24 protein-coding genes and 2 pseudogenes are annotated in these 25,682 nt (G+C 71.0%); 14 read left to right on the top strand and 12 right to left on the bottom strand.

What is annotated here, in order from left to right; genetic code table 11:
* Positions 1–28 precede the first annotated feature (28 nt).
* Entirely contained in the window at positions 29–808 is a 780-nt protein-coding gene (locus ACFC1X_RS08270; protein ID WP_376349881.1) for an SDR family NAD(P)-dependent oxidoreductase, read from the top strand.
* 157 nt (positions 809–965) lie between these two features.
* Positions 966–1,793: an LAGLIDADG family homing endonuclease gene (locus ACFC1X_RS08265; protein ID WP_376349879.1), complete on the top strand. Its 828-nt coding sequence runs from the start codon at positions 966–968 to the stop codon at positions 1,791–1,793.
* 46 nt (positions 1,794–1,839) lie between these two features.
* Here ACFC1X_RS08265 and ACFC1X_RS08260 read toward each other — a convergent pair whose 3' ends face one another.
* Positions 1,840–3,033 carry an RtcB family protein gene (locus tag ACFC1X_RS08260; protein ID WP_376349877.1) on the bottom strand — a complete coding sequence of 398 codons (1,194 nt, stop codon included), beginning with the start codon at positions 3,031–3,033 and terminating at the stop codon, positions 1,840–1,842.
* Between the two features lie 224 nt (positions 3,034–3,257).
* Between ACFC1X_RS08260 and ACFC1X_RS08255 the strand changes: the two genes are divergently transcribed.
* From ACFC1X_RS08255 to ACFC1X_RS08240, 4 genes are all read left to right on the top strand, one after another.
* Positions 3,258–4,124 carry a DUF3558 domain-containing protein gene (locus ACFC1X_RS08255; RefSeq protein WP_376349875.1) on the top strand — a complete coding sequence of 289 codons (867 nt, stop codon included), beginning with the start codon at positions 3,258–3,260 and terminating at the stop codon, positions 4,122–4,124.
* 117 nt (positions 4,125–4,241) lie between these two features.
* Positions 4,242–5,117: a DUF3558 family protein gene (locus ACFC1X_RS08250; protein WP_376349874.1), complete on the top strand. Its 876-nt coding sequence runs from the start codon at positions 4,242–4,244 to the stop codon at positions 5,115–5,117.
* Between the two features lie 103 nt (positions 5,118–5,220).
* Positions 5,221–6,534 carry a DUF2637 domain-containing protein gene (locus ACFC1X_RS08245; protein WP_376349872.1) on the top strand — a complete coding sequence of 438 codons (1,314 nt, stop codon included), beginning with the start codon at positions 5,221–5,223 and terminating at the stop codon, positions 6,532–6,534.
* A gap of 41 nt (positions 6,535–6,575) precedes the next feature.
* Positions 6,576–6,959: a hypothetical protein gene (locus ACFC1X_RS08240; RefSeq protein WP_376349871.1), complete on the top strand. Its 384-nt coding sequence runs from the start codon at positions 6,576–6,578 to the stop codon at positions 6,957–6,959.
* A 34-nt stretch (positions 6,960–6,993) separates the two neighbouring features.
* Here the strand turns inward: ACFC1X_RS08240 and lysS are convergent, their stop codons facing one another.
* The gene (gene lysS / locus ACFC1X_RS08235; RefSeq protein WP_376349869.1) at positions 6,994–8,736 is read right to left on the bottom strand and encodes a lysine--tRNA ligase; all 1,743 of its coding nucleotides are present in this window, start codon (positions 8,734–8,736) and stop codon (positions 6,994–6,996) included.
* A gap of 249 nt (positions 8,737–8,985) precedes the next feature.
* Between lysS and argS the strand changes: the two genes are divergently transcribed.
* Complete coding sequence (argS, locus tag ACFC1X_RS08230) at positions 8,986–10,740, top strand: arginine--tRNA ligase (RefSeq protein WP_376349868.1); 1,755 nt, start codon at positions 8,986–8,988, stop codon at positions 10,738–10,740.
* A gap of 7 nt (positions 10,741–10,747) precedes the next feature.
* On the opposite strand, the gene ACFC1X_RS08225 is transcribed toward argS, so the two are convergent.
* From ACFC1X_RS08225 to ACFC1X_RS08210, 4 genes and pseudogenes are all read right to left on the bottom strand, one after another.
* A complete protein-coding gene (locus ACFC1X_RS08225) occupies positions 10,748–11,713 on the bottom strand; it encodes a hypothetical protein (protein WP_376349866.1) in 966 nt (321 codons plus the stop codon).
* Positions 11,714–11,848: 135 nt separating this feature from the next.
* Positions 11,849–12,688, bottom strand: coding sequence for an arylamine N-acetyltransferase (locus ACFC1X_RS08220; protein ID WP_376349865.1), 840 nt, complete (start codon positions 12,686–12,688; stop codon positions 11,849–11,851).
* A gap of 92 nt (positions 12,689–12,780) precedes the next feature.
* Positions 12,781–13,977, bottom strand: a pseudogene (locus ACFC1X_RS08215) (PLP-dependent aminotransferase family protein); the annotation flags it as partial.
* A 208-nt stretch (positions 13,978–14,185) separates the two neighbouring features.
* Complete coding sequence (locus tag ACFC1X_RS08210) at positions 14,186–15,499, bottom strand: helix-turn-helix domain-containing protein (protein WP_376349863.1); 1,314 nt, start codon at positions 15,497–15,499, stop codon at positions 14,186–14,188.
* Positions 15,500–15,709: 210 nt separating this feature from the next.
* Between ACFC1X_RS08210 and ACFC1X_RS08205 the strand changes: the two genes are divergently transcribed.
* Positions 15,710–16,393 carry a DUF4232 domain-containing protein gene (locus ACFC1X_RS08205; RefSeq protein WP_376349862.1) on the top strand — a complete coding sequence of 228 codons (684 nt, stop codon included), beginning with the start codon at positions 15,710–15,712 and terminating at the stop codon, positions 16,391–16,393.
* Between the two features lie 49 nt (positions 16,394–16,442).
* Here the strand turns inward: ACFC1X_RS08205 and hemB are convergent, their stop codons facing one another.
* On the bottom strand, positions 16,443–17,435 hold the full coding sequence (gene hemB / locus ACFC1X_RS08200) for a porphobilinogen synthase (RefSeq protein WP_376349860.1): 993 nt from the start codon (positions 17,433–17,435) through the stop codon (positions 16,443–16,445).
* A gap of 110 nt (positions 17,436–17,545) precedes the next feature.
* Here hemB and ACFC1X_RS08195 point away from each other — a divergent pair.
* A pseudogene (locus ACFC1X_RS08195) lies at positions 17,546–18,003 on the top strand (MarR family winged helix-turn-helix transcriptional regulator).
* 81 nt (positions 18,004–18,084) lie between these two features.
* Complete coding sequence (locus tag ACFC1X_RS08190) at positions 18,085–18,495, top strand: SRPBCC family protein (RefSeq protein WP_376349858.1); 411 nt, start codon at positions 18,085–18,087, stop codon at positions 18,493–18,495.
* Here ACFC1X_RS08190 and ACFC1X_RS08185 read toward each other — a convergent pair.
* A complete protein-coding gene (locus tag ACFC1X_RS08185; RefSeq protein WP_376349856.1) occupies positions 18,492–19,343 on the bottom strand; it encodes a nitroreductase/quinone reductase family protein in 852 nt (283 codons plus the stop codon). The two genes, ACFC1X_RS08190 and ACFC1X_RS08185, sit on opposite strands and share 4 nt — an antisense overlap.
* 225 nt (positions 19,344–19,568) lie before the next feature.
* Entirely contained in the window at positions 19,569–20,561 is a 993-nt protein-coding gene (locus ACFC1X_RS08180) for an NAD(P)-dependent alcohol dehydrogenase (protein WP_376349855.1), read from the bottom strand.
* Between the two features lie 115 nt (positions 20,562–20,676).
* Between ACFC1X_RS08180 and ACFC1X_RS08175 the strand changes: the two genes are divergently transcribed.
* Positions 20,677–21,351 (top strand): TetR/AcrR family transcriptional regulator, encoded by a 675-nt coding sequence (locus tag ACFC1X_RS08175; protein WP_376349853.1) that lies wholly within the window; start codon positions 20,677–20,679, stop codon positions 21,349–21,351.
* 78 nt (positions 21,352–21,429) lie between these two features.
* A complete protein-coding gene (locus ACFC1X_RS08170; RefSeq protein ID WP_376349851.1) occupies positions 21,430–21,855 on the top strand; it encodes a hypothetical protein in 426 nt (141 codons plus the stop codon).
* A gap of 119 nt (positions 21,856–21,974) precedes the next feature.
* Here ACFC1X_RS08170 and ACFC1X_RS08165 read toward each other — a convergent pair whose 3' ends face one another.
* The 3 genes from ACFC1X_RS08165 to ACFC1X_RS08155 form a co-directional block, all read right to left on the bottom strand.
* On the bottom strand, positions 21,975–22,979 hold the full coding sequence (locus tag ACFC1X_RS08165) for a helix-turn-helix domain-containing protein (RefSeq protein WP_376349850.1): 1,005 nt from the start codon (positions 22,977–22,979) through the stop codon (positions 21,975–21,977).
* 333 nt (positions 22,980–23,312) lie between these two features.
* Positions 23,313–24,005 carry a methyltransferase domain-containing protein gene (locus tag ACFC1X_RS08160; RefSeq protein ID WP_376349849.1) on the bottom strand — a complete coding sequence of 231 codons (693 nt, stop codon included), beginning with the start codon at positions 24,003–24,005 and terminating at the stop codon, positions 23,313–23,315.
* Positions 24,006–24,039: 34 nt separating this feature from the next.
* Positions 24,040–24,459, bottom strand: a complete 420-nt coding sequence (locus tag ACFC1X_RS08155) for an ATP-binding protein (RefSeq protein ID WP_376349847.1) — start codon at positions 24,457–24,459, stop codon at positions 24,040–24,042.
* A 162-nt stretch (positions 24,460–24,621) separates the two neighbouring features.
* Here ACFC1X_RS08155 and ACFC1X_RS08150 point away from each other — a divergent pair, with 162 nt between their 5' ends.
* Positions 24,622–25,455 (top strand): helix-turn-helix transcriptional regulator, encoded by an 834-nt coding sequence (locus tag ACFC1X_RS08150; RefSeq protein WP_376349846.1) that lies wholly within the window; start codon positions 24,622–24,624, stop codon positions 25,453–25,455.
* Entirely contained in the window at positions 25,452–25,661 is a 210-nt protein-coding gene (locus tag ACFC1X_RS08145; RefSeq protein ID WP_376349845.1) for a DUF397 domain-containing protein, read from the top strand. The genes ACFC1X_RS08150 and ACFC1X_RS08145 overlap by 4 nt, the downstream gene beginning before the upstream one ends.
* Positions 25,662–25,682 lie beyond the last annotated feature (21 nt).

The following is a 25,682-nucleotide window of genomic DNA, read 5'->3' as shown; positions in this document are numbered from 1 at the left end:
ACGTCCAGCACCGATCAAGGAGCAGCCCATGGCCACCGCAGCCGCCCCGTCCGCCGCCTCCCGCATCGCCGTCGTCACCGGTGCGAGCAGCGGCATCGGCGCCGCCACGGCCCGGCAGCTCGCCGCGGCGGGTTACCGGGTCGTCCTCACCGCCCGCCGCAAGGACCGCATCGAGGCGCTGGCGGAGGAGATCGAGGCGGCCGGCCACAAGGCGACGGCCTACCCCCTGGACGTCACCGACCGCGAGGCGGTCGACGAGTTCGCCACCGCCTTCAAGACGATCGGCGTCCTGGTCAACAACGCCGGCGGCGCGCTCGGCGCCGACCCGGTGGCCACCGGCGACCCGGAGGACTGGCGCCGGATGTACGAGACGAACGTCCTCGGCACCCTCAACCTCACCCAGGCCCTGCTCCCCAAGCTGGAGGCGAGCGGCGACGGCACGGTGGTCGTCGTCTCCTCGACCGCCGGGTTCGCCACCTACGAGGGCGGCGCGGGCTACGTCGCCGCCAAGCACGCCGAACACGTCCTCGCCGAGACACTGCGCCTGGAGATCGTCGGCCGCCCGGTCCGGGTCGTCGAGATCGCGCCCGGCATGGTCAAGACCGACGAGTTCGCCCTGACCCGCTTCGCCGGCGACCAGGACAAGGCGGCCAAGGTCTACCAGGGCGTCGCCGCCCCCCTGACCGCCGACGACGTCGCCGACACCATCACCTGGGCGATCACCCGCCCCGCCCACGTCAACATCGACCTCCTGGTGGTCCGCCCCCGCGCCCAGGCCTCCAACACGAAGGTGCACCGGGAGAGCTGACACCCAGGCGTAACTCACAGGAGTGAAGAACTCCGGTCACTCGAACGGCGGTTGAACTGAGTATCTAGGCTCGCGTCACAACATCAAACGTGACGGCTCTCGGCCGGGATGCCGGTCCCGACCGAGAGCCTGACCAGCAAGGAAGTGGAGCTTCCCTGTGGCTGAACGCGAGCCTAACGGCCATCAGTTCATGGACCTCACAGTCCCCGAGTACGCGTACATGTTCGGGTTCTTGCAAGCGGACGGGCATCTACAGCAAGGCGTCGGCCAGAAAGGCAAGTTGAGTGTCGAACTCGCCGCCCGCGACATCGACCTTCTGCGCCAGTTCCGCGCGCTCACGCCGTACAACAGCACCATTTCGGAGCGCACCAGGTCCACGAACTTCGCCGCGACCCACACCTCGGTCACCTGGACGTTGTGCTCCCTCGCGGCCAGAACACTCCTCAACGACCTCGGCCTCCCGTACGGGCGCAAGTCCACGACGATCGCGCCGCCACGCGGCGATTTCTCCCGTCGTGACTACCTCCGGGGCGTGATCGACGCCGACGGATCGGTGGGTTACACCAGCAAGGGATTCCCCTTCGTCTCCCTCACCACGGCCAGCACAGCCATCGGCCACTACCTGTGCGACTACGCCCGGAAGGTGAGCGGAGTCCAGCGCACCATCAAGCGCAACGCTCGGGACAACGTTTACAACGTCCTGTACGCCATGGAGGCGGCTCAACGCCTGGCAGCCGACCTGTACTACCCCGGCTGCCTGTCGTTGGCGCGCAAGCACACGGCTGCCGACTCGCTGGCCACGTGGGTGCGTCCGGCCGGCATGAGGCCCGCCCACACAGCGCGCCGCTGGAACGAGACCGAGGACCGCATCCTGTTGAAGCTCAACAGCCCAACGGCGGCCGCCGGGGTGCTCGGCAGGACACCGCAGAGCTGCAACCTGCGCATGTGGCGCCTTCGCTCCGGCCAAGTCACCATGCCCAGCTGACAGGGCCCGCGTGAACGAGGCCCCCGCGCGAGCGGGGGGCCTCGCGTCAGCCCTTCACGCAGACAACCTGCTTCAGCTTGGCCACGACCTCCACGAGGTCGCGCTGCTGGTCGATGACCTGGTCGATCGGCTTGTAGGCGCCCGGGATCTCGTCCACCACGCCCGAGTCCTTACGGCACTCCACGCCCCGCGTCTGCTCCTCCAGGTCCCTGGTGGAGAAGCGCCGCTTGGCCGCGTTCCGGCTCATGCGCCGGCCCGCGCCGTGGGAGGCGGAGTTGAAGGACTTGTCGTTCCCGAGGCCCCTCACGATGTACGAACCCGTGCCCATGGAACCGGGGATGATCCCGTAGTCCCCGGAACCCGCGCGGATCGCGCCCTTGCGGGTCACCAGCAGGTCCATGCCGTCGTACCGCTCCTCCGCCACGTAGTTGTGGTGGCAGGAGATCTCCGGCTCGAAGACCGGCTTGGCCTTCTTGAACTCCTTGCGGACCACGTCCTTGAAGAGCGCCATCATCAGGGTGCGGTTGTACTTCGCGTACTCCTGCGCCCAGAACAGGTCGTTGCGGTACGCCGCCATCTGCGGGGTGTCCGCGACGAACACCGCGAGGTCGCGGTCGATCAGGCCCTGGTTGTGCGGGAGCTTCTGGGCGACGCCGATGTGGTGCTCGGCCAGTTCCTTGCCGATGTTGCGGGAACCGGAGTGCAGCATGAGCCACACCGAATCGGATGTATCTATGCAAAACTCCACAAAATGGTTGCCCTGCCCAAGGGTTCCCATCTGAGCAGCCGCCCGCCCCCTACGGAACCGAACCGCCTCCGCGACCCCGTCGAACCGCCCCCAGAAGTCGTCCCACCCGCTGGTCGCCAGCCCATGAAAGCGCCCCGGCTCGACGGGACTGTCATGCATCCCCCGCCCCACCGGAATCGCCTGCTCGATCTTCGAGCGGAGGCGGGACAGGTCGCCGGGCAGGTCGTTCGCCGTCAGGGACGTCTTCACCGCCGACATTCCGCAGCCGATGTCGACGCCCACCGCAGCCGGGCACACCGCGCCCCGCATCGCGATCACGGAGCCGACCGTCGCGCCCTTGCCGTAGTGCACGTCCGGCATGACCGCGAGGCCCTTGATCCACGGCAGGGTCGAGACGTTGCGCAGCTGCTGCAGCGCGCCCTCCTCGACCGTCGCCGGGTCGGTCCACATCCGGATCGGCACCTTCGCGCCCGGCATCTCCACGTACGACATATCGTCCTCATTCCCCCGGAAACAAACAGAAGTATAGAAGCGCAAAAACCGGAGCCAATGGCAGCCAAAGGGACAACTGACCGGCGTTCACGGCAGCGCGTGCGATACACATTGTCTCCAGGGGGCGCCCCCCTGCGGCAAGCGATTAACCAGCGGGGACACTGGAGTCCCGAAGCGATCCGAGCGTCCCGAACCACAGCCACCCCGGCGAGAGGAGCCGCACCGTGCAGCGGAAGGCCTACGTACCCGGCGTCGCCGCCTGCCTGGCGGTGTTGCTGGCCGGCTGCACCGGCGGCTCCGGCGACGGCGCCACGTCGGACGACTCCAACCCGGGGCAGCCCGGCGTCACCACCGAGGCCGCCGAGCCGGGCAAGTACCGGACCCTGCCCGAGCCGTGCGGCGCGGTCGGCGACAAGACGCTCGACTCGCTGCTGCCCGGCATCGAGGAGATCCCGGACGAGGCGCAGCGCGAGAAGGCGTACAAGGGGGAGCCGACGCTCGCGTACGACACCGACCGCAAGGTCGGCTGCCGCTGGAAGGTCGAGTCGGCGGAGGCCACCAACCACCTCTCCGTCGACTTCGAGCGGGTGGTGTCGTACGACAACTCCGTGAGCGACGACAGCCAGGCCGAACAGCTCTTCGCCAAGCAGGTGGAGGCCGCCGACCTGCCCGAGCCGGTCGTCTCCGAGTCATCGTCTTCGTCTTCGTCCGCGTCCTCTTCCCCTTCCTCGCCCGAGTCCGGGTCTGGGTCGGGGTCCCCGTCCGGCGCCCCGTCGTCCGGCTCGCCCTCGGGCTCCGCGCCGTCCGGCGACGCCTCGTCGAGCCCCTCCGCCAGTGCGACGCCCACCGATCTGCAGCCCCGGCTCCTCGACGACCTGGGCGACGAGGGGTACGTCGACGACGAGCTGAGCGACTCCGGTTCCACCGCGAAACAGCGCACCGTGACTGTGGCGTTCCGCACGTCGAACGTCATGGTGACCATCGAGTACGCGGAGCAGTCGGCGACGCTCGGAGCCGTGCCGGACAGCGAGGAAATGCAGGACATGGCCCGGAAACTGGCCTCCCAGCTGGCGGATTCGCTCAGCGGTTGAGCCCCGTCCGGGCCCCGGCGCGTGCGCGCGCGGTGCACCCGAAGCGGGTCCGCACGATTTCTTCACCGCGTACGGTGGCTCCTCGGACCCGTTCCGACCGCAGGAACCACGAGCGTCATGAGTGAAGGAACCATGCAGCTACGAGCCCAGCGTGACCAGCGAGACAAGCGAGAGCAGCGAGAGCGGAAAGCGTCGCGGCTGACCCGCGTCGTCGTCTGCGCGGCCGCCGTCCCCGCCGTGCTGGTGGTGGCCGGCTGCTCCTCGGACTCCGGCTCCGGCGACGGGAAGGACAAGGCCGCCGCCGAGAAGTCCGCCGCGTCCAAGTCCGCGAGCCCGTCCCCGACGGTGCGGGCGGCGGCGTACGCGAAGCTTCCGGAGCCGTGCTCGGTGCTGTCGAAGAAGTCGCTGGAGGACCTGGTCCCGAAGGGCGACTCCGGCAAGGAGGGCGCCTCCAACGACACCGCCACTCGCGTCAGTTGCTCGTGGGACAGCCTCGACGACAACGGTGTGAAGGGCTCCCAGTTCCGCTGGCTGAGCGTGTCGATGCTGCGCTTCGAGTCGGACGCGACGCGCGGCGCGGGCGACGAGCTGGCGCACGACTACTACACGAAGCAGCTCAAGGACGCGCAGAGCGCCGAGGGTGCCAAGAGCCTCAAGACCACACCGGTCAGCGGCACGGGCGACGAGGCCTCGGTCGTGCGCTACGACCTGAAGAAGAAGGAAGGCACCTTCAAGCAGCAGACGGTCGTGACGCGCGTCGAGAACGTCGTCGTCACCGTCGACTACAACGGCGCGGGTCTGGCCGGCGAGAAGACGCCGGACGCGGACGACCTGGTGAAGGACGCGCAGAAGGCGGCCAAGGAGGCGGTGGCCGCGGTGACGAAGGCCAACGGCAGCGGGTCGAGCGGCTCGGCGTCGCCCTCGAAGCCGGCGTCGAAGAAGCCCTCCTCGGCGGCGTCGAAGCCGTCGTCGAAGTCGTCGTCGAAGTCCTAGCCGAAGTCGGACTGACGGGCCGTATCGACCACCGGCCACCCGTTCCCCGTACACATGTGCCACTCTGTTGCGCGCAACAACAGGCACTGGGAGGGGAGTACGGGTGGCCGCGCCACTACAGCTGACCCGGACGCATCGCGTTCTCATCGGCATGGTCGTCTTCGGTGCCGTCATCATCGCCGGGATCGGCTTCGCGGGTTCCTACGCGGCGGTGCGGGAACTGGCTTTGAAGAAGGGCTTCGGGAACTTCAGCTACGTCTTCCCGATCGGCATCGACGCGGGCATCTGCGTGCTGCTCGCCCTCGATCTGCTGCTGACCTGGATCCGCATCCCCTTCCCGCTGCTGCGCCAGACGGCGTGGCTGCTGACGGCGGCGACGATCGCGTTCAACGGCGCGGCGGCCTGGCCGGACCCGCTGGGTGTCGGCATGCACGGCGTGATCCCGATCCTGTTCGTGGTGTCCGTCGAGGCCGCCCGGCACGCGATCGGCCGGATCGCCGACATCACCGCCGACAAGCACATGGAGGGTGTCCGCCTCACCCGGTGGATGCTCTCCCCGGTGCCGACGTTCCTGCTGTGGCGCCGGATGAAGCTGTGGGAGCTGCGCTCCTACGAGCAGGTCATCAAGCTGGAGCAGGAGCGGCTGGTCTACCAGGCCCGGCTGCGCTCCCGGTTCGGCCGCTCCTGGCGCCGCAAGGCGCCCGTCGAGTCCCTGATGCCGCTGCGCCTGGCCCGCTACGGCGTCCCGCTCGCGCAGACCGCTCCGGCGGGTCTGGCGGCGGCGGGCATCGAACCGGCCCTGCTGCCGCCGGCGCCGCGGCCCGAGGAGGCCGCCGAGGGCCCCGGGGCCCAGCCTTCGCCGCCTTCGCTGCGCAAGGCCGAGCCGGCCGCGGAGCAGCGTCCCGAGCTGACGGGCGGCCGGGAGCCGGAGCCGGAGCCGGTGTGGGAGGAGCCGGAGCCCGGGCCGGACCAGAACCAGTGGCTGCACGCCCGGGATCCGCAGTCCGTCGAGTACCGCGGTGGCTACGACCCCGCGTACGACCCGGACGACCAGTACGCGCAGTGGTACGCGGAGCAGCAGCAGGCGGACGAGTACCGGCAGCAGTTCGAGGAGCCGCCGCCCGTCCAGGAGCCCTCTCCGGAGGACACCGGCAGTTTCCCCATACCGGTGGGGCCGCACCGCACCCGTGAGCTGGGCGAGGGCGGCGGCACCCCGCAGGCGGAGCCGGACGAGGACGCGTACTACCAGGTCTTCAAGCAGTCGATCAGCGGCAGCGGTTACCCGACGCCGCGGGAGTTCGGCTACAACATCGAGGCGACGTACGGGGTTTCCGTGCTGGACGCGGACGCCAAGCGGATGGTCATGCGTTTCCAGGAACGCCACACGGCGGAACTCGAGGACGAGCACATCGCGTAGCGCGCCGCCGCGCGTTGGTACTCACAGGAGGAACAGACCTCATGCTCACGTCCGTACCCGTCGTCGGGCTGGCGCTGCTCGCCGTGGCCGCCACCGCGCTGTCCAGCTGGCTGCTGGGCAGCTGGATCCCGTTCCGGAAGTTCCGCATCGCCTACCCGGTGACCATGGTGACCGGGGGCGTCCTCCTGGTGGTCGTCTGCCGCCTGAACGGCTTCGGCCTGAGCGAGGCGCTCGTCATGTACGCCTGCGCCCACATCGGCCTGACCCTCGGCATGCTTCCCCAGCGCAAGCTGTTCCGTGAGGTGCTGGAGCGGTGGCGCCGGGGCGAGGCGACGGACCACCTCACGCCCCCGCGCCGCCACCTCGCCTTCCTCGCCGTCAGCGTGGTCGGCGTCCTGTTCGCGGGCTTCGCCCTGACCCGCTGACCACTGACCGCTGCCCCGCCGACGGAGGCGGCTGCTACTCCCCGAGCAGGGTCCGCACCCGCTCCTGCCCCACCGCGAGGAGCAGCGTGGGCAGCCGCGGGCCGGTGTCGCGGCCCACGAGCAGGTGGTACAGCAGCGCGAAGAACGTCCGCTGGGCGGACTTGATCTCCGGCGGCAGCTCCTTGGGCGTGGCGTCCGCGGAAAATCCGGCCTGGACCTTGGGCACGCCGTACACGAGGTGGGTGAGCCCGTCCAGGGACCACTGCCCGGCCAGCCCGTCGAGCAGCAGCCGCAGCGACTGCCGGCTCGGCTCGTCGAGCGACTTCAGCAGCTCGGCGTCGGGCTCCTCGCGCACGATGGTGCGCTGGTCGGCGGGGACGTGGGTGTTGATCCACGCCTCGGCCTTGTCGTAGCGCGGCCGGGCCTCCGCCAGAGTCGCCAGGGGGTCGGCCGGGTCCAGCTCGCTGAGGATGCGCAGCGCCTGGTCCTCGTGCCCGGCGGTGATGTCGGCCACCGAGGCGAGCGTGCGGTACGGCAGCGGCCTGGGCGTCCTCGGCAGCTCACCGGTGGCCGTGCCCACGGCACGTGCGTGCGCGGCGGCGTCGGCGGGCAGCACGCTGCCGTCGGCGACCTTGGCGTCGAGGCGGTCCCACTCGTCGTAGAGCCGCTGGATCTCCTGGTCGAAGGCGATCTTGAAGGACTGGTTCGGGCGGCGGCGGGCGTACAGCCAGCGCAGCAGCTGCGGCTCCATGATCTTGAGCGCGTCGGCCGGGGTGGGCACCCCGCCCTTCGACGACGACATCTTCGCCATGCCGCTGATGCCGACGAACGCGTACATCGGCCCGATGGGCTGCTCGCCGCCGAAGATCCCGACGATCTGCCCGCCCACCTGGAACGACGACCCGGGCGAGGAGTGGTCGACGCCGCTGGGCTCGAAGACGACACCCTCGTACGCCCAGCGCATCGGCCAGTCGACCTTCCAGACCAGCTTGCCGCGGTTGAACTCGCTGAGCCGGACCGTCTCGGAGAAGCCGCACGCGGTGCAGGCGTACGTCAGCTCGGTCGAGTCGTCGTCGTACGCCGTGACCGTGGTCAGGTCCTTCTCGCAGTTGCCGCAGTACGGCTTGTACGGGAAGTACCCGGCGGAGCCCTGGCTGCCGTCGTCCTCGGCGGCGGCGCCGGAGCCCTCGGCGGCCTCCAGCTCGGCCTCGTCGACGGGCTTCTGCGACTTCTTGCCCGCGGTCTTCGGCTTGGTCCGGTACTGGGCGAGGATCGCGTCGATGTCCCGCCGGTGCCTCAGGGCGTGCAGGATCTGCTCGCGGTAGACACCGGAGGTGTACTGCGCGGTCTGGCTGATCCCGTCGAACTCCACGCCCATCTCGGCGAGCGACTCGACCATCGCGGCCTTGAAGTGCTCGGCCCAGTTCGGGTACGGGGAGCCCTTCGGGGCGGGGACGGAGGTGAGCGGCTTGCCGATGTGCTCGGCCCAGGACTCGTCGACGCCCGCGAGGCCGGCGGGGACCTTGCGGTAGCGGTCGTAGTCGTCCCAGGAGATCAGGTGCCGGACCTCGTGCCCCCGGCGGCGCACCTCGTCGCCGACCAGGTGCGGGGTCATGACCTCGCGGAGGTTGCCCAGGTGGATGGGTCCCGACGGGGAGAGCCCGGACGCGACGACCACAGGTTTGCCCGGGGCACGGCGCTCCGACTCGGCGATGACCTCGTCCGCGAAACGGGAGACCCAGTCGGTGGTCTCTGTGCTCTGAGCCACGATCGGCACGTCCTTCTTTCTGACTCGGGCAGCCGGTACGGTCGCACGGCTGACCCCTCTATTCTCCCAGCCCGGCCGCATCCGCGAAAACCGCCTTCACATCCGCGCCCCAAAGGGGCGCGGGGCTGTGCCCAAGTGCGGCTCCGCCGCGTGGGCGCGACCAGCCCCCACCGGCCCGCGGCCAAAAATCGGCTTGGCAACCCGTGGGATACTGACCGTGTCCAGCTGAACCCACGAGGAGAACAGGCACCCACCTCCATGGCCTCGGTCACGTCGCTCACCGATCTCGTCAACCAGCAACTCACGTCCGCCCTGTCCGCCACCCGGCCGGAGGCACCCGCGGACCCGCTGCTGCGACGTAGCGACCGGGCGGACTACCAGGCCAACGGCATCCTCGCGCTGGCCAAGAAGGCCAAGGCGAACCCCCGGGAGCTGGCCACCGAGGTCGTCGCGCACATCACCACCGGCGACCTGATCAAGGACGTCGAGGTCTCCGGCCCCGGCTTCCTGAACATCACCGTCGGCGACCGGTCGATCACCGAGAACCTGGCCGCGCGGTACGCGGACGGCGAGCGCCTCGGTGTGCCGCTGAAGAAGGACGCCGGCGTCACGGTCGTCGACTACGCCCAGCCGAACGTGGCGAAGGAGATGCACGTCGGCCACCTGCGCTCCGCGGTCATCGGCGACGCCCTGCGCGGCATGCTCGACTTCACCGGCGAGAAGACGGTCGGCCGGCACCACATCGGCGACTGGGGCACCCAGTTCGGCATGCTCATCCAGTACCTGTTCGAGCACCCCGGCGAGCTGGCCCCGGCCGAGGACGTCGACGGCGAGCAGGCCATGTCGAACCTGAACCGGGTGTACAAGGCGTCGCGTGCCGTCTTCGACGCGGACGAGGAGTTCAAGGAGCGGGCCCGCAAGCGGGTCGTCGCCCTGCAGTCCGGCGACAAGGAGACGCTCGAACTGTGGCAGCAGTTCGTGGACGAGTCGAAGGTCTACTTCTACTCGGTCTTCGAGAAGCTCGACATGGAGATCCGCGACGAGGAGATCGTCGGCGAGTCCGCGTACAACGAGGGCATGCCCGAGACCGCCCGCATCCTGGAGGAGACGGGCGTCGCGGTGCGCTCCGAGGGCGCGCTCGTCGTGTTCTTCGACGAGATCCGCGGCAAGGACGACCAGCCGGTCCCGCTGATCGTGCAGAAGGCCGACGGCGGCTTCGGCTACGCGGCCTCCGACCTCACCGCGATCCGCAACCGCGTCGTCGACCTGCACGCGACCACGCTGCTGTACGTCGTCGACGTACGCCAGTCGCTCCACTTCAAGATGGTCTTCGAGACCGCCCGCCGGGCCGGCTGGCTGAACGACGACGTCACCGCGCACAACATGGGCTACGGCACGGTGCTCGGCGCGGACGGCAAGCCCTTCAAGACGCGTGCGGGCGAGACCGTGCGCCTGGAGGACCTGCTGGACGAGGCGGTGCAGCGCGCCGCGGAGGTCGTACGGGAGAAGGCGCGGGACCTCACCGAGGACGAGATCCAGGAGCGGGCCGCGCAGGTCGGCATCGGCGCCGTGAAGTACGCGGACCTGTCCACGTCGCCGAGCCGCGACTACAAGTTCGACCTGGACCAGATGGTCTCGCTCAACGGCGACACCAGCGTGTACCTCCAGTACGCCTACGCCCGTATCCGGTCCATCCTCCGCAAGGCCGGCGAGGTCCGCCCCGCCGCCCACCCGGAGCTGGACCTGCACGCGGCGGAGCGGGCGCTGGGCCTGCACCTGGACGCGTTCGGCGACACGGTCTTCGAGGCGGCCGCGGAGTACGCCCCGCACAAGCTGACGGCGTACCTGTACCAGGTGGCGTCGCTGTTCACGTCGTTCTACGACAAGTGCCCGGTCCTGAAGGCCGAGACGCCGCAGCAGGTCGAGAACCGCCTCTTCCTGTGCGACGTCACGGCCCGCACCCTGCACCAGGGCATGGCCCTGCTGGGGATCCGGACGCCCGAGCGTCTCTGACGACGGGTCAGGCGTAGTAGCGGATCGTTCCGCGCAGCGCGGCGTCGCCACCTTCACAGTGCTGGACGAAGGTGGCGGCGAACGCCTCGACGGCACCGGCCTCGTCGCGTGCCAGGCCGGTGATCGTCAGGCTGCCGGTGACGGTGTTGCAGGCGCGCCCGTTGCCCGAGACGGAGAGCCCCGCCACGCCCTCGCCGGCGGTGTTGGCGACGGGGTAGGTGCGTCCGGCCTCGAACCGGGTGCCGGTGGGCGGCGTCATGAGCGCCGAGTAGTACTCGCGCTTGCCCTCCACGTTGTACTGGAGCCCCTCGCCGCCGGCCCACGGGCGCAGCCCGAAGATGCTGGTGGCACCCGTGTGCGTACCGCTCGCGCCCCTGGCTATCCAGTCGCCGGGGTCGCTGGAGTACGAGTAGGACAGCGGGAGGGCACGGAACTTGACCTGGCCCTTCAGCGCGGGCGCCGTGGCGCTGTCGCACCGCTGGACGTAGCTCGCGTCCAGGACGGAGATGGCACCCGTGTCGTCCGTCTCGATCTGGTTGACCGAGAACTGGCCCCACACCTCGTTGCAGCCCCGCCCGTCACCCGACACGTCGAGCCCCGGTGAGCGGCCGGTGCGGAACGAGGCCCGCTCCGCGTTCCGGTAGACGCCCGGCCGCAGCTTCTCCCCCTTGGGCGCGGCGAGTTCGACGTCCCACCAGGTGACGTCATCCGCGCTCTCCACCCAGACCCGGAAGCGCACGTACTCCGCGTCCCCGCCGGCCGTGATGGTCGCCGTCCCGGGCGTGTAGGCGGCCTTGACGCCCTGCCCGATGTAGTCACCGGCCTCGCTGTTGTGGCTGTACTTCGTGACGGCCTCCGGTGTGCCGGCGGCAGCCGCGGCGGGCGCGGACAGGCCGGCCGTCAGGCCGATGGTCGCGGTCAGGCTCGCGAGCGCGCCGAGCAGGGCGCGTCGCCATCCGGTGCGGGTACGCACGGATGCCTCCCCCTTCGTGAGACGGGCGCCGAGTCAGCGCCCGAACTGGTGTCGCACAACGACCAGTTGGCTATCCATCGTTACCTCACACAAACCACTGGAAGCGCACATTCCCCATCCGTACCCGACAGGGGGTCAGCCGAGCAGCCGCAGACCTTCCGGCGCGTCGATGCCGAAGTCCTCCGCCAGCACGCGCCGGGCCTCCGTCTCGTCGGCCGGTTTGTGTTCGGCGACCGTGCCGTCGGCGCGGGTCGTGGTGACGCGGCCCGATTCGAGGAGCAGGTGGGCGTCCGGGGTGAGGCACTGGATGTAGGGGCCGCGGACGAACGGGGAGCGGGGGTTCGTGGCGACGTGCCAGTTGATGACCTCGAAGTCGGGCTGCTCGAAGGGCTCGACGGTGAAGGCGTACTGCGCCACCCAGCCCCCTGCCCCGTGCGCCTCCAGCACCCACATCTCCAGTGGCCCCCGGTGCGGCGCGTGCACAAGCCGGTGCAGGCGTCCGGCGTCGTGGAACTCGGTGTCCGGCGTCAGCGGCACCGGTTCCAGCAGGGAGCTGACCGCGCCGAAGCCGACGTCGGCCAGGTACGCCTGCGGGTCGCCGGGGATCTCGACCAGCAGGGCCATGTGCGTGCGCGGGCGGTCCTCGAAACGCTCGGCGCCGAGGACGACCCGTGCGTTGAGCAGGGTCACCCCGAAGCCGAGCGCGTCCAGGGCCGCCGCGAACAGGGTGTTGTGCTCGTAGCAGTAGCCGCCACGCCGGCCGCCGTGCACCAGCTTGGCCATCAGGTCGTCGAGCTGGAGGGAAGGGGCCTTGCCCCCGAAGGCGTCGAGGTTCTCGAAGGGGATGGCCCGGGCGTGGGCGAGGTGCACCCCGCGGAGCGTGGCGGCGTCGGCCCGCCGCTCCCCCGCCCAGCCGATCCGGGCGAGGTACGCGTCGAGGTCGAACGGTGTCGTCGTCGGTGCGCTGTCAGCCATGGCCTGACCGTACGTTCGGGTACGGCGCCGCGGCCTCGGCTCTTGGTCCTAGGACCTGGGCCTACGCCCCCCTCAAGCCCCCGCAGCCCCGGCGCCCCGCAGCCCGCCCCCAGCCTCCGCAGCCCCTCCGCGATCTCGTCCGGCGTCTGCGTGACGAAGCACAGCCGCAGGGTGGCACGGTCGGGGGTGCCCGCGTGGAAGGGGGCGCCGGGCACGTACGCCACGTCGTGCCGGACCACCTCGGGCAGCAGGGCGGTGGTGTCGTACCCCTCGGGCAGCCGGGCCCACAGGAACATGCCGCCCTCGGGACGGGTCCACACCGACCCCGCCGGGAGCGCGTCCGCGAGGCCCGCGAGCATGGCGTCCCGGCGGGCACCGTAGGCGGCGGCGACGTGCGCGACGTGCGCGTCCAGGTCGCGGTCGGCCAGGTACCGGGCCGCGGCGAGCTGGTTGACGGTCGGCGTGTGCAGGTCGGCGGCCTGTTTGGCGACCGCGCAGGCCCGGAGCAGGTCGGCGGGCGCCCGCAGCCAGCCCAGCCGCAGGCCGGGTGCCATGACCTTGGAGAAGGAGCCGAGCAGCACGGTCCGGTCCCGGGCCCCGTCGCGGGAGGCGATCCACGGCACCCGCTCGCCCTCGAAGCGCAGCTCCCCGTACGGGTCGTCCTCGACGATCCACAGGCCGCACCGCCCGGCGACCTCGGCGACGGCGGCCCGCCGGGCGGCGGGCATGGTGCGCCCGGTGGGGTTCTGGAAGGTGGGGACCGTGTAGAGCAGCTTGGGGCGCTCGCGCACCACCAGCTCCTCCAGCGCCCCGGGATCGATCCCGTCCTCGTCACCGGGGACGGCGACGACCCGGGCGCCCGCGAAGCCGAATGCCTGGAGCGCGGCCAGATAGCAGGGGCTCTCGACAAGGACGGTGTCGCCGGGTTCGAGCAGGGCGGTGGCGAGGAGCGACAGGGCCTGCTGCGAGCCGGTGGTGACGAGGATGTCCTGGGCGTCGGTGGCCAGTCCGCGCACCGACGTACGGGCGGCGAGCGCGGCCCGCAGGGAGGGCTCGCCCTCGGTGGTGGAGTACTGCAGGGCCCGCGCGGGAGTCTCCGCGAGGACGTCCCGGTACGCGGCGGCGATGCCCTCCGCGTCGAACAGCTCGGGCGCCGGCAGCCCGCCCGCGAAGTTGATCACCTCGGGGCGGGCGGTGACGGCGAGGATGTCCCGTACGGGCGAACCGCCGATCGACCGGGCCCGCGCGGCGAGCGGGGGCAGGGGGGCGGCGGTCTCGGTCAGCGTCATGGCGGCAGCTTAGAGAAGTACGTGCCGCCTACAAGCGCCTTTCCGTGATGCGGACACACGTACGAGCCCCCGGTCGGCGCGGGCCCTTTGGCCATACGGCTGGGCAGCCCACCCAGGGGCGCGGGGAACTGCGCGAGCAACCACGGCGGACCCGCACCCGGCAACGGACAGGCACCGGCGCGGGCCAGTGGTGACCGACAACCTGGCGTCACTCGCCCTCCACGAACTCCCAGGCGTCGCTGCCGAGGGGATACGCGTAGTAGGAGCTGTCCCGGGAGGCGCTGGTGCGGAACGGCTTGCCGTGGTTGTCGACGCGCGTCGTGCCGTGCCGGCCGCCGCTGGACCACTCCAACTCCAGGTACCAGCTGACGTTCTGGCCGCTGGTGTGCGCGTTGACTTTGAAGACCTCGGGGTCGGACTCGCTGACGCTGTACGGGAAGTCCCGCTGCCCCCCGATCGGCGTGGCCAGCGGGGTGCCCAGGTCGAGGGAGACGTCGAAGGCGGTGACGTCCACCTGGCCGCCGCAGCCGTTGCCCATCACGTACTGGTTCCAGTCCAGCGCGGGCCCGGTGTCCACCACACGGACGTGCAGGTCCTCCAGGACCACCGTCTCCGGGCCGGTGCCCTGCACGGTGAGGACGGTCATCTGCCGGTTCGCGGAGACCGCGTTGAGGGGGGTGGCCCAGCCGACGGCGTCCTGCTGCGGGGGCGGCTTCGGCACGTTCTTCGGGCTGCGGTCGACCAGGAAGGCGTGGTCGCAGGGCACGTCCCAGTAGTACGGGGTGGTCGACACGGTCAGCGCGGGGCCGGCGGCGGGTGCCTCCCGGCTCGGCGACGCGGCACCCGGACGCGAGGGGGACGCGGAGGGGGAAGCGGTCGGGGAGTCCGAGGGGAAGTTGGACGGGGACGCGGAGCCGCTCGGGGAGGCGGATCCGCTGGCGGTCCCGGACACCGGCGCGGAGCTCCGCGCGACGGCCCCGGCCCGACCGTGCCCCGTACCGTCGTCCGTGCCCGGCACGAGGTTCGCCACGAGCGCGACGGCGGCGCTGACGGCCACGACGCCGGACGCGGCGTAGAGCGCGGCGCGCGGGACCCGGCGGCGGGACGGGGGCTCCTCCGCGTTCCCGACGGATTCCCCGGGCTCCCCGGATTCGCCGGATGCGCCGGACTCCTCGGCGCCCCCGGTCTCTTCGGCGCCCCCGGCCTCCCCGGCCCTCTCGGCCGCCTCCGTCCCCTCGGTCTCCGCGACCTCCCCGACCTCCCCGCTCTCCTCCTTCTTCACGCCGCGCAGCGCGTCCGCGCGGATCCAGCGGCGGTGGAGTTCGAGCAGTTCCTCGGGCGTCGCCCGGCACACGCGGGCGAGGCGTTCGACGGAGGCGAACTCGACCGGCACCACCTCTCCGCTGACGTACCGGTGCAGGGTCGAGCCGCTCATGTGCAGCCGCTTGCCCAGTGCCCCGTAGCTGAGCCCGGACCGCTCCTTCAACTCCCGCAGCAGTTCCGCGAAGTCGTCCCCCGCCACCGTTCCACCCTCTCTCGCATCCCCGTGCCGCGTCCCAGAGGGACGTTGTTCCCGCAGGTCAGAGCGTTCCGGGCGTCCCACCGTCCCGTATGCCCCGCGGTCGCTGGCGGCCGGGACGGGCCCGACCGCAAGCTGTGGTCATCCAAGCAGCCGCTCCCGGCGAACGGTCGAGCGGCTCACCTCAGTAACCAGATTCACAGGGGGACCTCCATGTCCGCACGCACCACTCGCACCCGCCTGTTCGCCGCCACCACGGTGGCGCTGGCCGCACTCTCCCTGACGGCCTGTGAGGGCGACGGCGTCGACTCGGGCGCCCCGGCCCCGGCCGCCAACACCTCCGTGGCCGGGAACGACAACCAGCCGTCCGCCAAGGGCGGCTCGGGCGACGCGAAGGCAGACGCCGGCCAGTCGTCGAACTCCGGGAACGGCGGCGGAACCGGCGCCGGTTCCGCCGCCGGCGCGGGCGAAGCCCAGTCCGACCCGGGCGTGCCCGGCAAGTGCTCCGCCTCCGACGTGCGGATCACCGCGGCGAACGCGCCCCGCCCGATCAACCACCTGCTGCTGACCGCGACCAACACCGGCTCGAAGACCTGCGCGCTGCCCGAGTACCCGGCGGCCCGGTTCGGCGAGGCCCAGTCGGTGCCGCCCGTCGCGGAGTCCAGCAAGCCGCAGTCGCTGACGACACTGGCCCCCGGCGAGTCCGGCTACGCGGGCGTGCGGCTGTCGTCCGGCGACGGCAGCGGCGAGGGCGGCTACGACACGCAGACCCTGACCATCCCCTTCGAGGACGGCTCCATCGCCCGGGTCACGCTGCCCTCGGACGGCGTGTTCGTCGACAGCGCCCTGACGGTCACGTACTGGCAGACCAGCGCCGCGAACGCGCTCGAGTACTGAAGGGGTACGCGCACCCGCACCCCGTGCGTGCAGGGCCGGCACCGGTCGGTCAGCGCAGTGTGCGAGCGACCTCGGTCGCCCAGTAGGTCAGGATGTTGCGGGCGCCCGCCCGCTTGATCCCGGTGAGCGACTCCAGGATGGCCCGGTCGCGGTCGATCCAGCCCTTCTCCGCGGCGGCCTCGATCATCGAGTACTCGCCGGAGATCTGGTAGGCGGCGACGGGCACGTCCGAGACCTCGGCGACCTTGGCGAGGATGTCGAGGTAGGGGCCGGCCGGCTTGACCATCACCATGTCGGCGCCCTCCTCCAGGTCGAGGGCCAGCTCGCGCATCGCGTCCCGCGCGTTGGCGGCGTCCTGCTGGTAGGTCTTGCGGTCCCCCTTCAGCGAGGACCCGACGGCCTCGCGGAAGGGCCCGTAGAAGGCGGAGGCGTACTTCACGGTGTACGCGAGGACGGCGACGTCCTCCCGCCCGATCTGGTCCAGCGCGTCCCGGACGACGCCGATCTGGCCGTCCATCATCCCGCTGGGGCCGACCACATGGGCGCCCGCGTCGGCCTGGACCTGGGCCATCTCGGCGTACCGCTCCAGGGTGGCGTCGTTGTCGACCCGCCCCTCGGCGTCGAGCACACCGCAGTGCCCGTGGTCGGTGAACTCGTCGAGGCAGAGGTCGGACATGACGAGCAGGTCGTCCCCGACCTCGGCCCGCACGTCGCGCAGCGCGACCTGGAGGATCCCGTCCGGGTCCGTCCCCGTCGTCCCGACGGCGTCCTTCTTCTCCTCCTCCGGCACGCCGAACAGCATGATCCCGGAGATCCCGGCCTCGACCGCCTCGGCGGCGGCCTTCTTGAGGGTGTCCCGGGTGTGCTGGACGACCCCGGGCATCGCCCCGATCGGCACCGGCTCCCGCACGCCCTCGCGCACGAAGGCGGGGAGGATGAAGTCGGCGGGGTGGAGCCGGGTCTCGGCGACCATCCGACGCATCACGGGGGTGGTCCGCAGCCGCCGGGGCCGGGTGCCGGGAAAGGATCCGTACGTCGTCATGGCTCCTACGCTACGCCCGCCCCAGCCATGCCTTTGCCGACGAGGAGTCGGGCCGGGAGGACCCTTGGCCCCTTGACCTCAACCAAACTTGAGCTTCTACGGTCGGCGCCATGGACTACTCGCACAGCGACGCCGAACTGATCCACCAGCCCATCGGCTACTGGAGCTGGGCCGCCTACAAGGCGGTCGTCACCCGCACCCGCGCGGCCCTCGCCGAGATCGGCACGACCCAGCCCCAGTGGTGGGTCCTCGCCCAGGTCGCCGGCGCCGACGCCCCGAAGACCCGCGACGAGATCTCCCGCCTCCTGCGGAACTACCTCGACGCGGGCCCGGAGGTGATGGAGTCGGAGATCGACGCGACCGTCACCCGGGCTGGATCACCCAGTCCCCCGACGGCCATCTGACCCTCACGCCAGAGGGCAGCGCCTTCCACGAGAAGGCGGCCGCCCTCCAGCGCGACCTGTGGACGGAGCGCCACGCCGGGATCTCCGACGAGGAGTACCTGACCACCGTGAAGGTGCTCCAGCGCTTCATCCACAACACGGGCGGCCGGGCCTGGCACCACTAGGCCCTGCCACCAGGCCCTGCCGCCAGCCCCTGTCCGATTCGTTCAAGAGGAAGGGGGCGGCGGCCCACTACCGTCGCTGCCATGAACGACACCGGCAGGCAATCGCGCCACCTCGGCATCCACATCGACCGCACCGTCGACGAGGTCTACGCCTACGCCTCGGACCCGGCCAACCTGCCCGCGTGGGCCCACGGTCTGGGCGGGTCCATGGAGCGGGCCGGGGACCGGTGGGTCGCGGAGTCCTCCCCCATGGGGCGGGTCGAGGTCGCCTTCGTCCCCCAAAACGAGCTGGGGGTGCTCGACCACCACGTCACGCTGCCCTCCGGGGAGACCGTCCACAACCCGGTCCGCGTGATCGCCGACGGCACCGGCAGCGAGGTGGTCTTCACCGTCCGCCGGCAACCGGGGACCAGCGACGCCGACTTCGAGCGCGACGCCTCCACGGTCGCCGCCGACCTGGCCCGCCTCAAGGAAGTGCTGGAGTCCGTCTAGGGCGCGACGGGCGGCCACGGCACCTCGGCCAGCAGCGGGAGCAGCACCTCCTCCTCGTAGTCGAGGTGGGCGTTCAGCTGTGCGGACATCTCCGCCAGCTCGGCCCGGAAGCGCCGGGGGTCGGCGACGGCGATGTCGGCCAGCAGGGCCGCCAGCTCGCCCTGGACGCGGGCGACCGTACGGTGCTCGTCGGCGAGGCGGTCGAAGACGTCCGCCAGGTGGGGGTGGTGGTGGGCGATCCCCGGGAACAGGTGCCCGTCCTCGCTCACGTGATGGAACTCCAGCGCCTGGCAGAACGCGAGGCAGCGCTGCCTGATCTGGAGCCCGAGCCCAGGCGGCGTACCGACCGCCCCCGGGGACGCGAAGTGCGCCTCGACCTCGGCCCCCACCTGCCGCAACTGCCCCCGCAGCCAGGTGTGCACCTCCAGAAGCTTGTCGGCGAGGGTACGGACCTCTTCCGGCGCCTCCCACCCCTCGGGCTCGGCCCGCTCCAGCACGACCACCGGCAGCGCGCGGGTGGTCCGGGCCTGGTAGTCGCCGTAACCGGGCGCCGCCCGTACGACGTGCGCGAACAGTTCCTCGCGCCGGGGCCCCTCGGCGGGGACCGCGAGCGCCTCGAAGGAGCGGGCGCCGATCTCCACGCCGACGACGGGATGGGCGAGCAGGTTGTGGTACCAGCCGGGATGGCGTGGTGAACCGAGGTTGGAGGCGACGACCAGGAGGGCGCCGCCGTGGCGGACGTAGCCGAGCGTTGTGGTGCGCGGGCGCCCCGTCCGGGCGCCGGTGGTGGTGAGCAGGAGCAGGTTCCCGTCCTCGTGCGTGACGGACTGCTGGGAAGACGTGGGCATACGGTTCTCGGGTCTCCGGGAAAGTGCGAGAGGGACGACGACGTGCTCAGGGGCTACGTCGTGTCAGGGCGCGGAGTAGGAACGCATCACGGACCCTTTGGGTGAAGGGCGCTCGCCCGATCGCCGGCCGGCCCACTGCTCTTTGACCGGCGCCACGCGGCACCACCCTCATTACACGCACCCGCCCGCCGCCTGTCAACGCACTTCAGGGCGGAGCCGGTTGCCCTACGCGACCCGGACGACGTGCTTGCCGCGCACCCCGCCGGCCTCCAGGGCCCGGTGGGCGTCGGCGACGCGGTCGAGCGGGTGGACGGTGTCCACGACGGGCACGAGGTCGCCGTGGTCCACGAGGCGGGTGACCTCGGCCAGTAGCGCGCTGTCGGGATTGCCGCTGAAGGCGCGGATACGGCCCCTGCCGTGCACGGCGGACGCGAGGACGCCGGCGATCCCCGCGAGCGGCCGGTCGAAGTCGATGGTGACGGCGACCATGCGCCCGCCCGGCGCGAGCAGGCGGCGGACCAGGGACTGCCGGGTCCCGACGGTGTCGAGGACGACGTCGAACCGCCCGAGCGCGGACAGGGCGGTCGTCCGGTGGTCCAGCGCGTCGTCGGCGCCCAGGCCGCGTACGAAGTTGAGGTTCTTCCCGCCCGCGAGCGCGGTGACGTGCGCCCCGAGGACCTTGCCGACCTGCACGGCGACGCTGCCCACGCCCCCGCTCCCGCCGCGCACCAGCAGCCGCTCACCGGGCTGGAGAGCGGCCTTGTCGCGCAGCGCGGTCACCGCGGTGGTCGCGCCCGCGAGCAGCGAGACGGCCTCCTGCGGGGTGAGAGCGTCCGGCGCGGACGCGATCCGCCGGGGGCTGACGGCGACGTACTGGGCCATGGCGCCGGTGCTGCGTCCCAGCAGCCCCCACACCCGCTCCCCCACCCGCACCCCGCGGACCGAGGCCCCGACCTCGGCGACCTCCCCCGCGAAGTCGATGCCGCACGTCTTGGGAAAGGTCCGGCCGGTCACCAGGCGCACCTTGCCGGTCCGGTCGAGCAGGTCACCGCCGTTGACCCCGGCGGCGCGCACCCGCACAAGCACCTCGTCGGGGGCGATGGCCGGCACGGGCCGCCGGCCGACGTGGAGCACCTCCGGAGGGCCATAGCGGTCAAAGAGAACCGCGTTCATCTCGCTCGTGATCTCGCTGGTGATCTCGCTGGTGATCTCGCTCATGATCTCGTCCCGGGTCGCGTTCGGGGAGCGCGGAGGCAGGGCCCGCGTCCGCTGTTACGCTCACGCTAAGCACGTAAGTGGACGACACCGTCCACTTGCCCGGAAGTGAGAAACCATGCCTGATCAGACCTCTCACAAACGGTCCCTGCGCGCGGACGCCCGCCACAACCGCGAGCGTGTCCTGGAGGCCGCGCGCGAGGTGTTCGCGGCCCAGGGAGTCGACGCCCCCATGAGCGCGGTCGCCCGCCGGGCGGGGGTCGGCGTGGCCACCCTCTACCGCCGCTTCCCCACCCGCTCCGCGCTGGTCTCGGCCGCCTTCACGGAACAGCTCTCCGTGTGCGCGGCGGCCTTCGAGGAGGCCCTGGCCGACCCCAACCCGGGCCACGGCCTGTACACCCTCCTGGAGCAGGTGTGCACCACGCTGGTCACCGACCGCGGCTTCGACACCGTGTTCATGGCGGGGTTCCCCGAGTCCCTGGACCACGCCGAGGAACGCGCCTGCGCCGAGGAACGCCTGTCCCACCTGATCGAGCGCGCCCGCGCGGCCGGACAGCTCCGCGAGGACTTCGACCCGGCCGACATCCCCCTGCTCCTCATGGCGGTGAACGGCCTGGCCGGTCAGCCCCCCGAAGTGGCCCTCCCCGGCGCCCGCCGCCTCCTCGCCTACCTCTTCCAGGCGTTCCAGGCCCACCCGCCGTCCCGCCCCGGCCCACTCCCGCCGGCGCCGGCCGCCCCGCTACCGCCCTGGGACTACCCCGCTCGTTGCAGGGGAAGTCAGCTCCTCGATTGACGTGTTCACGGGCACTCCTTGGCAGCATCGGCGCGTACCTCGGCCATCCGGGACGAGGCACGAGACCAAGGGGGAAACATGACTCGACTCCGCACCCGTTCCGCGGCCATCGGCATCGCCGCGGCCGCCGCGGCCACGCTCCTCACCGGCGGCACCGCACAGGCCGCCCCCGCGCAGACCGGCCGGTCCGACGTCTCCGTCCAGGGCTACATCCCGGGCAAGGACGCGGTGGCCGGCCAGTGCAAGGGGTGGCTCAACAAGCGGTCCGACGGGTACGTCCAGGCGGTCGGGCAGTCGTGGAACAACAACAAGTGTCTCTTCGTTCTCCAGCGCCGGCGCGTCGGATCGGGCGGCTACGGCTGGACGGCCGTGTCCCACGCGTACTGGATCCTGAACTCCAAGAACTCGACCGGCTACCACTGGAACGGCAACAACGCGGGCTCCCGCGTCTGCCTGTGGAACTACACCACCGGCGCGGAGGACTGCGGCGCCACCGCCTGGTAGGAACACCGGACGCACCACCCCGGCCGAACGGTGAGGCGGGGCCCCTCCAGGGAGGCCCCGCCTCACCTCACGTGGAGGACCGCCGCCTACGCGCCCCGGCCGCCGTTCGCTCGACCGGATCAGGCTGCCAGAAGCGCGTTGACGCCCGCGGTCCGGTCGGACCGGCAGTCGCGGCAACGACCGGGCTGCGCGGACCGGAATGCCCGTTCACACCCGTCGCAGGTCTGAAAGGGGTCGGGCCGGCTCGCGGCGGCGGCCGGGCGCTGTAATGGTGTCGGGACCGTCGGAAGGGGCGGAGGAAGCAGTTCGCCGAGCCGATAGGCGAGCACTCCGGCCGCGCGCCTCATGTCCCGAGGAAGATCGAAGGTCAGAACACGGTGGACGACATCGGCCGTAGCCCCCCGCTCGAACCAACGGACGACGCTCGGAGTCAGGGTGTTCACGTCTCGGGACGAGAGGGTGAGGCGGTCGTCGGTACGGCGCAGTCCGGTCAGGAGAGCGACTGCCTTGTCGTGGTGCCGGGACCTCCGCGACACGGAAGGAACGGCCGCCGCCGCGCTTCTGGGCATCTCCGGGGCCACGGCGGGCCGCACCCGTGCATCCACGGGCTCACCGCACCGAATCGGCGTCGGAGTCGACTCCTGGGCTTGGTCACCCTCCGGTGAGGGTTCGTGCCCTCCCTCTGACGAGCGGGGAGCCGCATCCCCGCCCTCCCGTACCACCGCCACAACGCGTCGACGCACGACGGGCGAGACCGCCCGCTCGGGCGTGTGGTGAGCGTACGTACGCGTGACCAGACGCCCCGCCTCCGAACGCTCACGCACCCGCTCCAGATAGCCGTGCTCCTCCAACTCCCGCAACCCGGAACCGATTCGCTCACGCCCTTCCGGGAAGCGCTCGGCAAGCGACCGGATGTCGACGAGCGCACCCTCCGGCAACGACAGGATGTGCGTGGCCAGCCCGATCGCGGTCAGCGACAGCTGACGGTGCTGGGCGAGGTGATTACCGATGATGACGTACTGGCCCGACTGGTACGTGCGTACGTGGGTGACACCGGAGTGGGAGGTGGACCGGCGAACGCCCTGACTCGGGCGCGCGGCAGCGTTAGTCTTCTGCTCAGCCATGGGGAAGGGTCTTTCTTCCTTGTTGGTCAGGCCCTCGCCCTGGGATTGCCGTCCCGGCGGGGGCCGATGCATGTGCGTGGGATATTCCAGAGGCATGAACCCGCCTCAAGCAGAGATTGCACGCAGCACCGACCCCTGCGCCACCCATTCGGCCGCTTTTCACCCACCAGTGTGATCGAGGCCGGGTTTGGTTGGTTGGGTAGGTAATTTCCCAGGGTTCTTAGGTCTTTTACCGCCCGAATCCCCGGCACCCGCCCCACCGAGTCCCGCCTTCCCGGGCTCCACTGTCACGCCCGCCGGGAACCGACCCCGGGCGGGCCATCGAACAGGCACTTACGAGTGGTAGGCACTCACCAGCAGGCTGTCGGCCGAGCGCGGACCACGACCGCCGGGCATCACCTCGACGCTGATCCGTGAGAATCCCGCCTCGTCGAGCAGCTTCGTCCACACCTGCTCCTGAAGCACCCAGCGACGCATCGTGGCCGCTTCCCCATCCGGCGTTCTCGCCGTGATGTCAGCGTGCCGCACATCGGGCTGCGCAGGCACGCCGTTGAGGTAGTGCCCCAGGGTGGAAAAGATCAGCCGCCCACCGGGCCGCAGCGCGGCGAACGCAGTCGGCAGCAGTTCGCGAGGCTCGGTGAAGTCCACGGCCCCGAAGACGCTGTACAGCACGTCGTACGTCTCACATCGCGCCTTCAGATGACACACCACGTCGGACCGGACGATGCGCAGCCGGGGCGCAAGATGACCGTACAGATCTGTGGCCATGTCGTACTGGGCGATCGATGCATCGACCGCGTCAACCTGTGCGGGCTGGTGATGAACGGCCAGGTGGGCGGCGTGCCGTGCAGCCCCGGCGCCCAGATCGCCGACGTACCGCCCGGTCAGATCTCCCAGGACACCCGGGCTTGGCCCGCCGACCTGCTGCCAATTCCAATGGAAGTCGTCGGGCACGGTCTGGTCCGTGGCATGGCGGGTGCGGCCGTAGTGATGCCAGAGGTCTGCGTTGGGGGTCACCCGCGCCATCCTGGCTGTCGTGCGGGGACCATGGGCCGCTTTGTCAGGGTGCAACGTCCAGCTCGGCCCATACAGTCTTGGACGGCACCGGCCCGCACCGCACACCCCAGCGGTCCGCCAGCTCCTCGACGAGGAGCAGTCCGTATCCCGACTCCGCGTCCGCGGTAGCCCGAGGGTTGACCGGCAGCCGGTCACCGCGGGTGTCGGTCAGCTCGATGCGGAGGGTGCCCGGCGGGATGACGGAGAGCGCGAGCCGGAAGCTCCGGCCGGGGACGCGCCCGTGCAAGGCGGCGTTCGTCGCGAGTTCGGCCACGATCAGCCGGGCCGGGTCCAACGGCAGCTCCCACGCGAGCAGTTTCTCGGTCGCGAGCAGCCGGACAAGTCGCGCGCCACGGCGCGTAGCCGACAGAGGTACCGAGAACTGGTGCAGCGGAACGCGCTGGGTGGAGATTCCCTGATTCATGTCACCCAGCGTGTTCATGCGTGCATACGCTGTGAAGACAGGCGGCCCGTGCGGTCGGTGTCTGTCCGTGGGGCGCCCGGTTCCGTCCGGGCTGCCCGGGGTGACCGGTCGCGGAGGCCGGAGGTTGGTCCGCGGAAGGGCTCGTGGCGGGAGGGCGGCGGCATGACCGAGTGGGAAACGGGGCTGGACGACGAAGAGGCCGGGGCGGTGATGCGGACCGTCCTACGACAACTGAAGCTGTGGCGCGAGTCCGCCGGCCTCACCCAGGCGGAGTTCGGGGTGGCCATCGGGTACGGGGAAGAACTCGTCTCCTCGGTGGAACGGGGGCGACGGATTCCTCGGCCGGAGTATCTGGACCGTGCGGATGAGGTGTTGGGCGCGGGCGGGAAGATCGCGGTGCTCAAGCAGGACGTGGCGGAGGTCCGGTACCCGAAGAAGGTACGGGATCTGAAGAGGCTGGAGGGCGAGGCGGTTGAGCTGGGGGCGTACAACAACTCGGTCGTTCACGGTTTGTTGCAGACGCAGGCGTACGCCCGAGCGGTATTCAGCGCACGTCGACCGCCCTTCACCGCAGACGAACTCGAACAACGGCTGTCGGCCAGAGTGGCCCGTCAGGAGATCGTCGGCGAGGGGGCAGCGCGTCCCCTCTTCACCTTCGTTCAGTGCGAGTCGACACTCCGCCGCCCCATGGGGGGCCAAGCGGCCATGCGCGGACAGTTGGAGCGATTGCTGGAGGCCGCCAAGTACCCCAACGTCGACCTCCAAGTCCTTCTACTGGGGCACGAGGAGAACCCGGGGCTCGCCGGGTCGTTCAGATTGCTCAGGCTGAAGGACGGCACGACGGTCGGACACGTCGAAGTGCAGCACATCAGCCGAGTCATCGCGGACCCGAAGGAAGTGCAGCTCCTCGAAATGCGTTATGGGAACATCCGGGCACAGGCTCTCAGCACACGGGAGTCAACGGCCCTCATCGAAACTGTGCTTGGAGAGACATGACCCTCAAGCCCTACTTCAGTGCCGAGCCCACGTTCGCGTGGATAAGAAGCAGCTACAGCACGGACGAGGGCCCCGACTGCGTCGAGGTGGCCACCCCGGACGAGAGCCACGTCCTCGTCCGCGACTCCAAGAACCCGGCAGGCCCCCACCTCGCCCTCACTCCCCCCGCCTGGGCAGCCTTCCTGCCGCACGCCGCCGACCGCTGACGGACTGGCCCCCGCGGGCCC

It is taken from the genome of Streptomyces sp. NPDC056128 (assembly GCF_042263835.1).
Classification (GTDB): Bacteria; Actinomycetota; Actinomycetes; order Streptomycetales; family Streptomycetaceae; genus Streptomyces.
Note: the sequence above shows the minus strand (reverse complement) of the source record. Positions and strands in the feature narration are given on the sequence as shown.

Coding starts and splice junctions, on each gene's coding strand:
- ACFC1X_RS08150 (WP_376349846.1), top strand. CDS start 24,622: ATGACCGAGTGGGAAACGGGGCTGGACGACGAAGAGGCCGGGGCGGTG.
- ACFC1X_RS08145 (WP_376349845.1), top strand. CDS start 25,452: ATGACCCTCAAGCCCTACTTCAGTGCCGAGCCCACGTTCGCGTGGATA.
- ACFC1X_RS08175 (WP_376349853.1), top strand. CDS start 20,677: ATGCCTGATCAGACCTCTCACAAACGGTCCCTGCGCGCGGACGCCCGC.
- ACFC1X_RS08165 (WP_376349850.1), bottom strand. CDS start 22,979: ATGGCTGAGCAGAAGACTAACGCTGCCGCGCGCCCGAGTCAGGGCGTT.
- ACFC1X_RS08250 (WP_376349874.1), top strand. CDS start 4,242: ATGAGTGAAGGAACCATGCAGCTACGAGCCCAGCGTGACCAGCGAGAC.
- ACFC1X_RS08270 (WP_376349881.1), top strand. CDS start 29: ATGGCCACCGCAGCCGCCCCGTCCGCCGCCTCCCGCATCGCCGTCGTC.
- ACFC1X_RS08240 (WP_376349871.1), top strand. CDS start 6,576: ATGCTCACGTCCGTACCCGTCGTCGGGCTGGCGCTGCTCGCCGTGGCC.
- ACFC1X_RS08205 (WP_376349862.1), top strand. CDS start 15,710: ATGTCCGCACGCACCACTCGCACCCGCCTGTTCGCCGCCACCACGGTG.
- hemB (WP_376349860.1), bottom strand. CDS start 17,435: ATGACGACGTACGGATCCTTTCCCGGCACCCGGCCCCGGCGGCTGCGG.
- ACFC1X_RS08155 (WP_376349847.1), bottom strand. CDS start 24,459: ATGAATCAGGGAATCTCCACCCAGCGCGTTCCGCTGCACCAGTTCTCG.
- ACFC1X_RS08220 (WP_376349865.1), bottom strand. CDS start 12,688: ATGGCTGACAGCGCACCGACGACGACACCGTTCGACCTCGACGCGTAC.
- ACFC1X_RS08160 (WP_376349849.1), bottom strand. CDS start 24,005: ATGGCGCGGGTGACCCCCAACGCAGACCTCTGGCATCACTACGGCCGC.
- ACFC1X_RS08260 (WP_376349877.1), bottom strand. CDS start 3,033: ATGTCGTACGTGGAGATGCCGGGCGCGAAGGTGCCGATCCGGATGTGG.
- ACFC1X_RS08190 (WP_376349858.1), top strand. CDS start 18,085: ATGAACGACACCGGCAGGCAATCGCGCCACCTCGGCATCCACATCGAC.
- ACFC1X_RS08170 (WP_376349851.1), top strand. CDS start 21,430: ATGACTCGACTCCGCACCCGTTCCGCGGCCATCGGCATCGCCGCGGCC.
- ACFC1X_RS08185 (WP_376349856.1), bottom strand. CDS start 19,343: ATGCCCACGTCTTCCCAGCAGTCCGTCACGCACGAGGACGGGAACCTG.
- argS (WP_376349868.1), top strand. CDS start 8,986: ATGGCCTCGGTCACGTCGCTCACCGATCTCGTCAACCAGCAACTCACG.
- ACFC1X_RS08180 (WP_376349855.1), bottom strand. CDS start 20,561: ATGAGCGAGATCACCAGCGAGATCACCAGCGAGATCACGAGCGAGATG.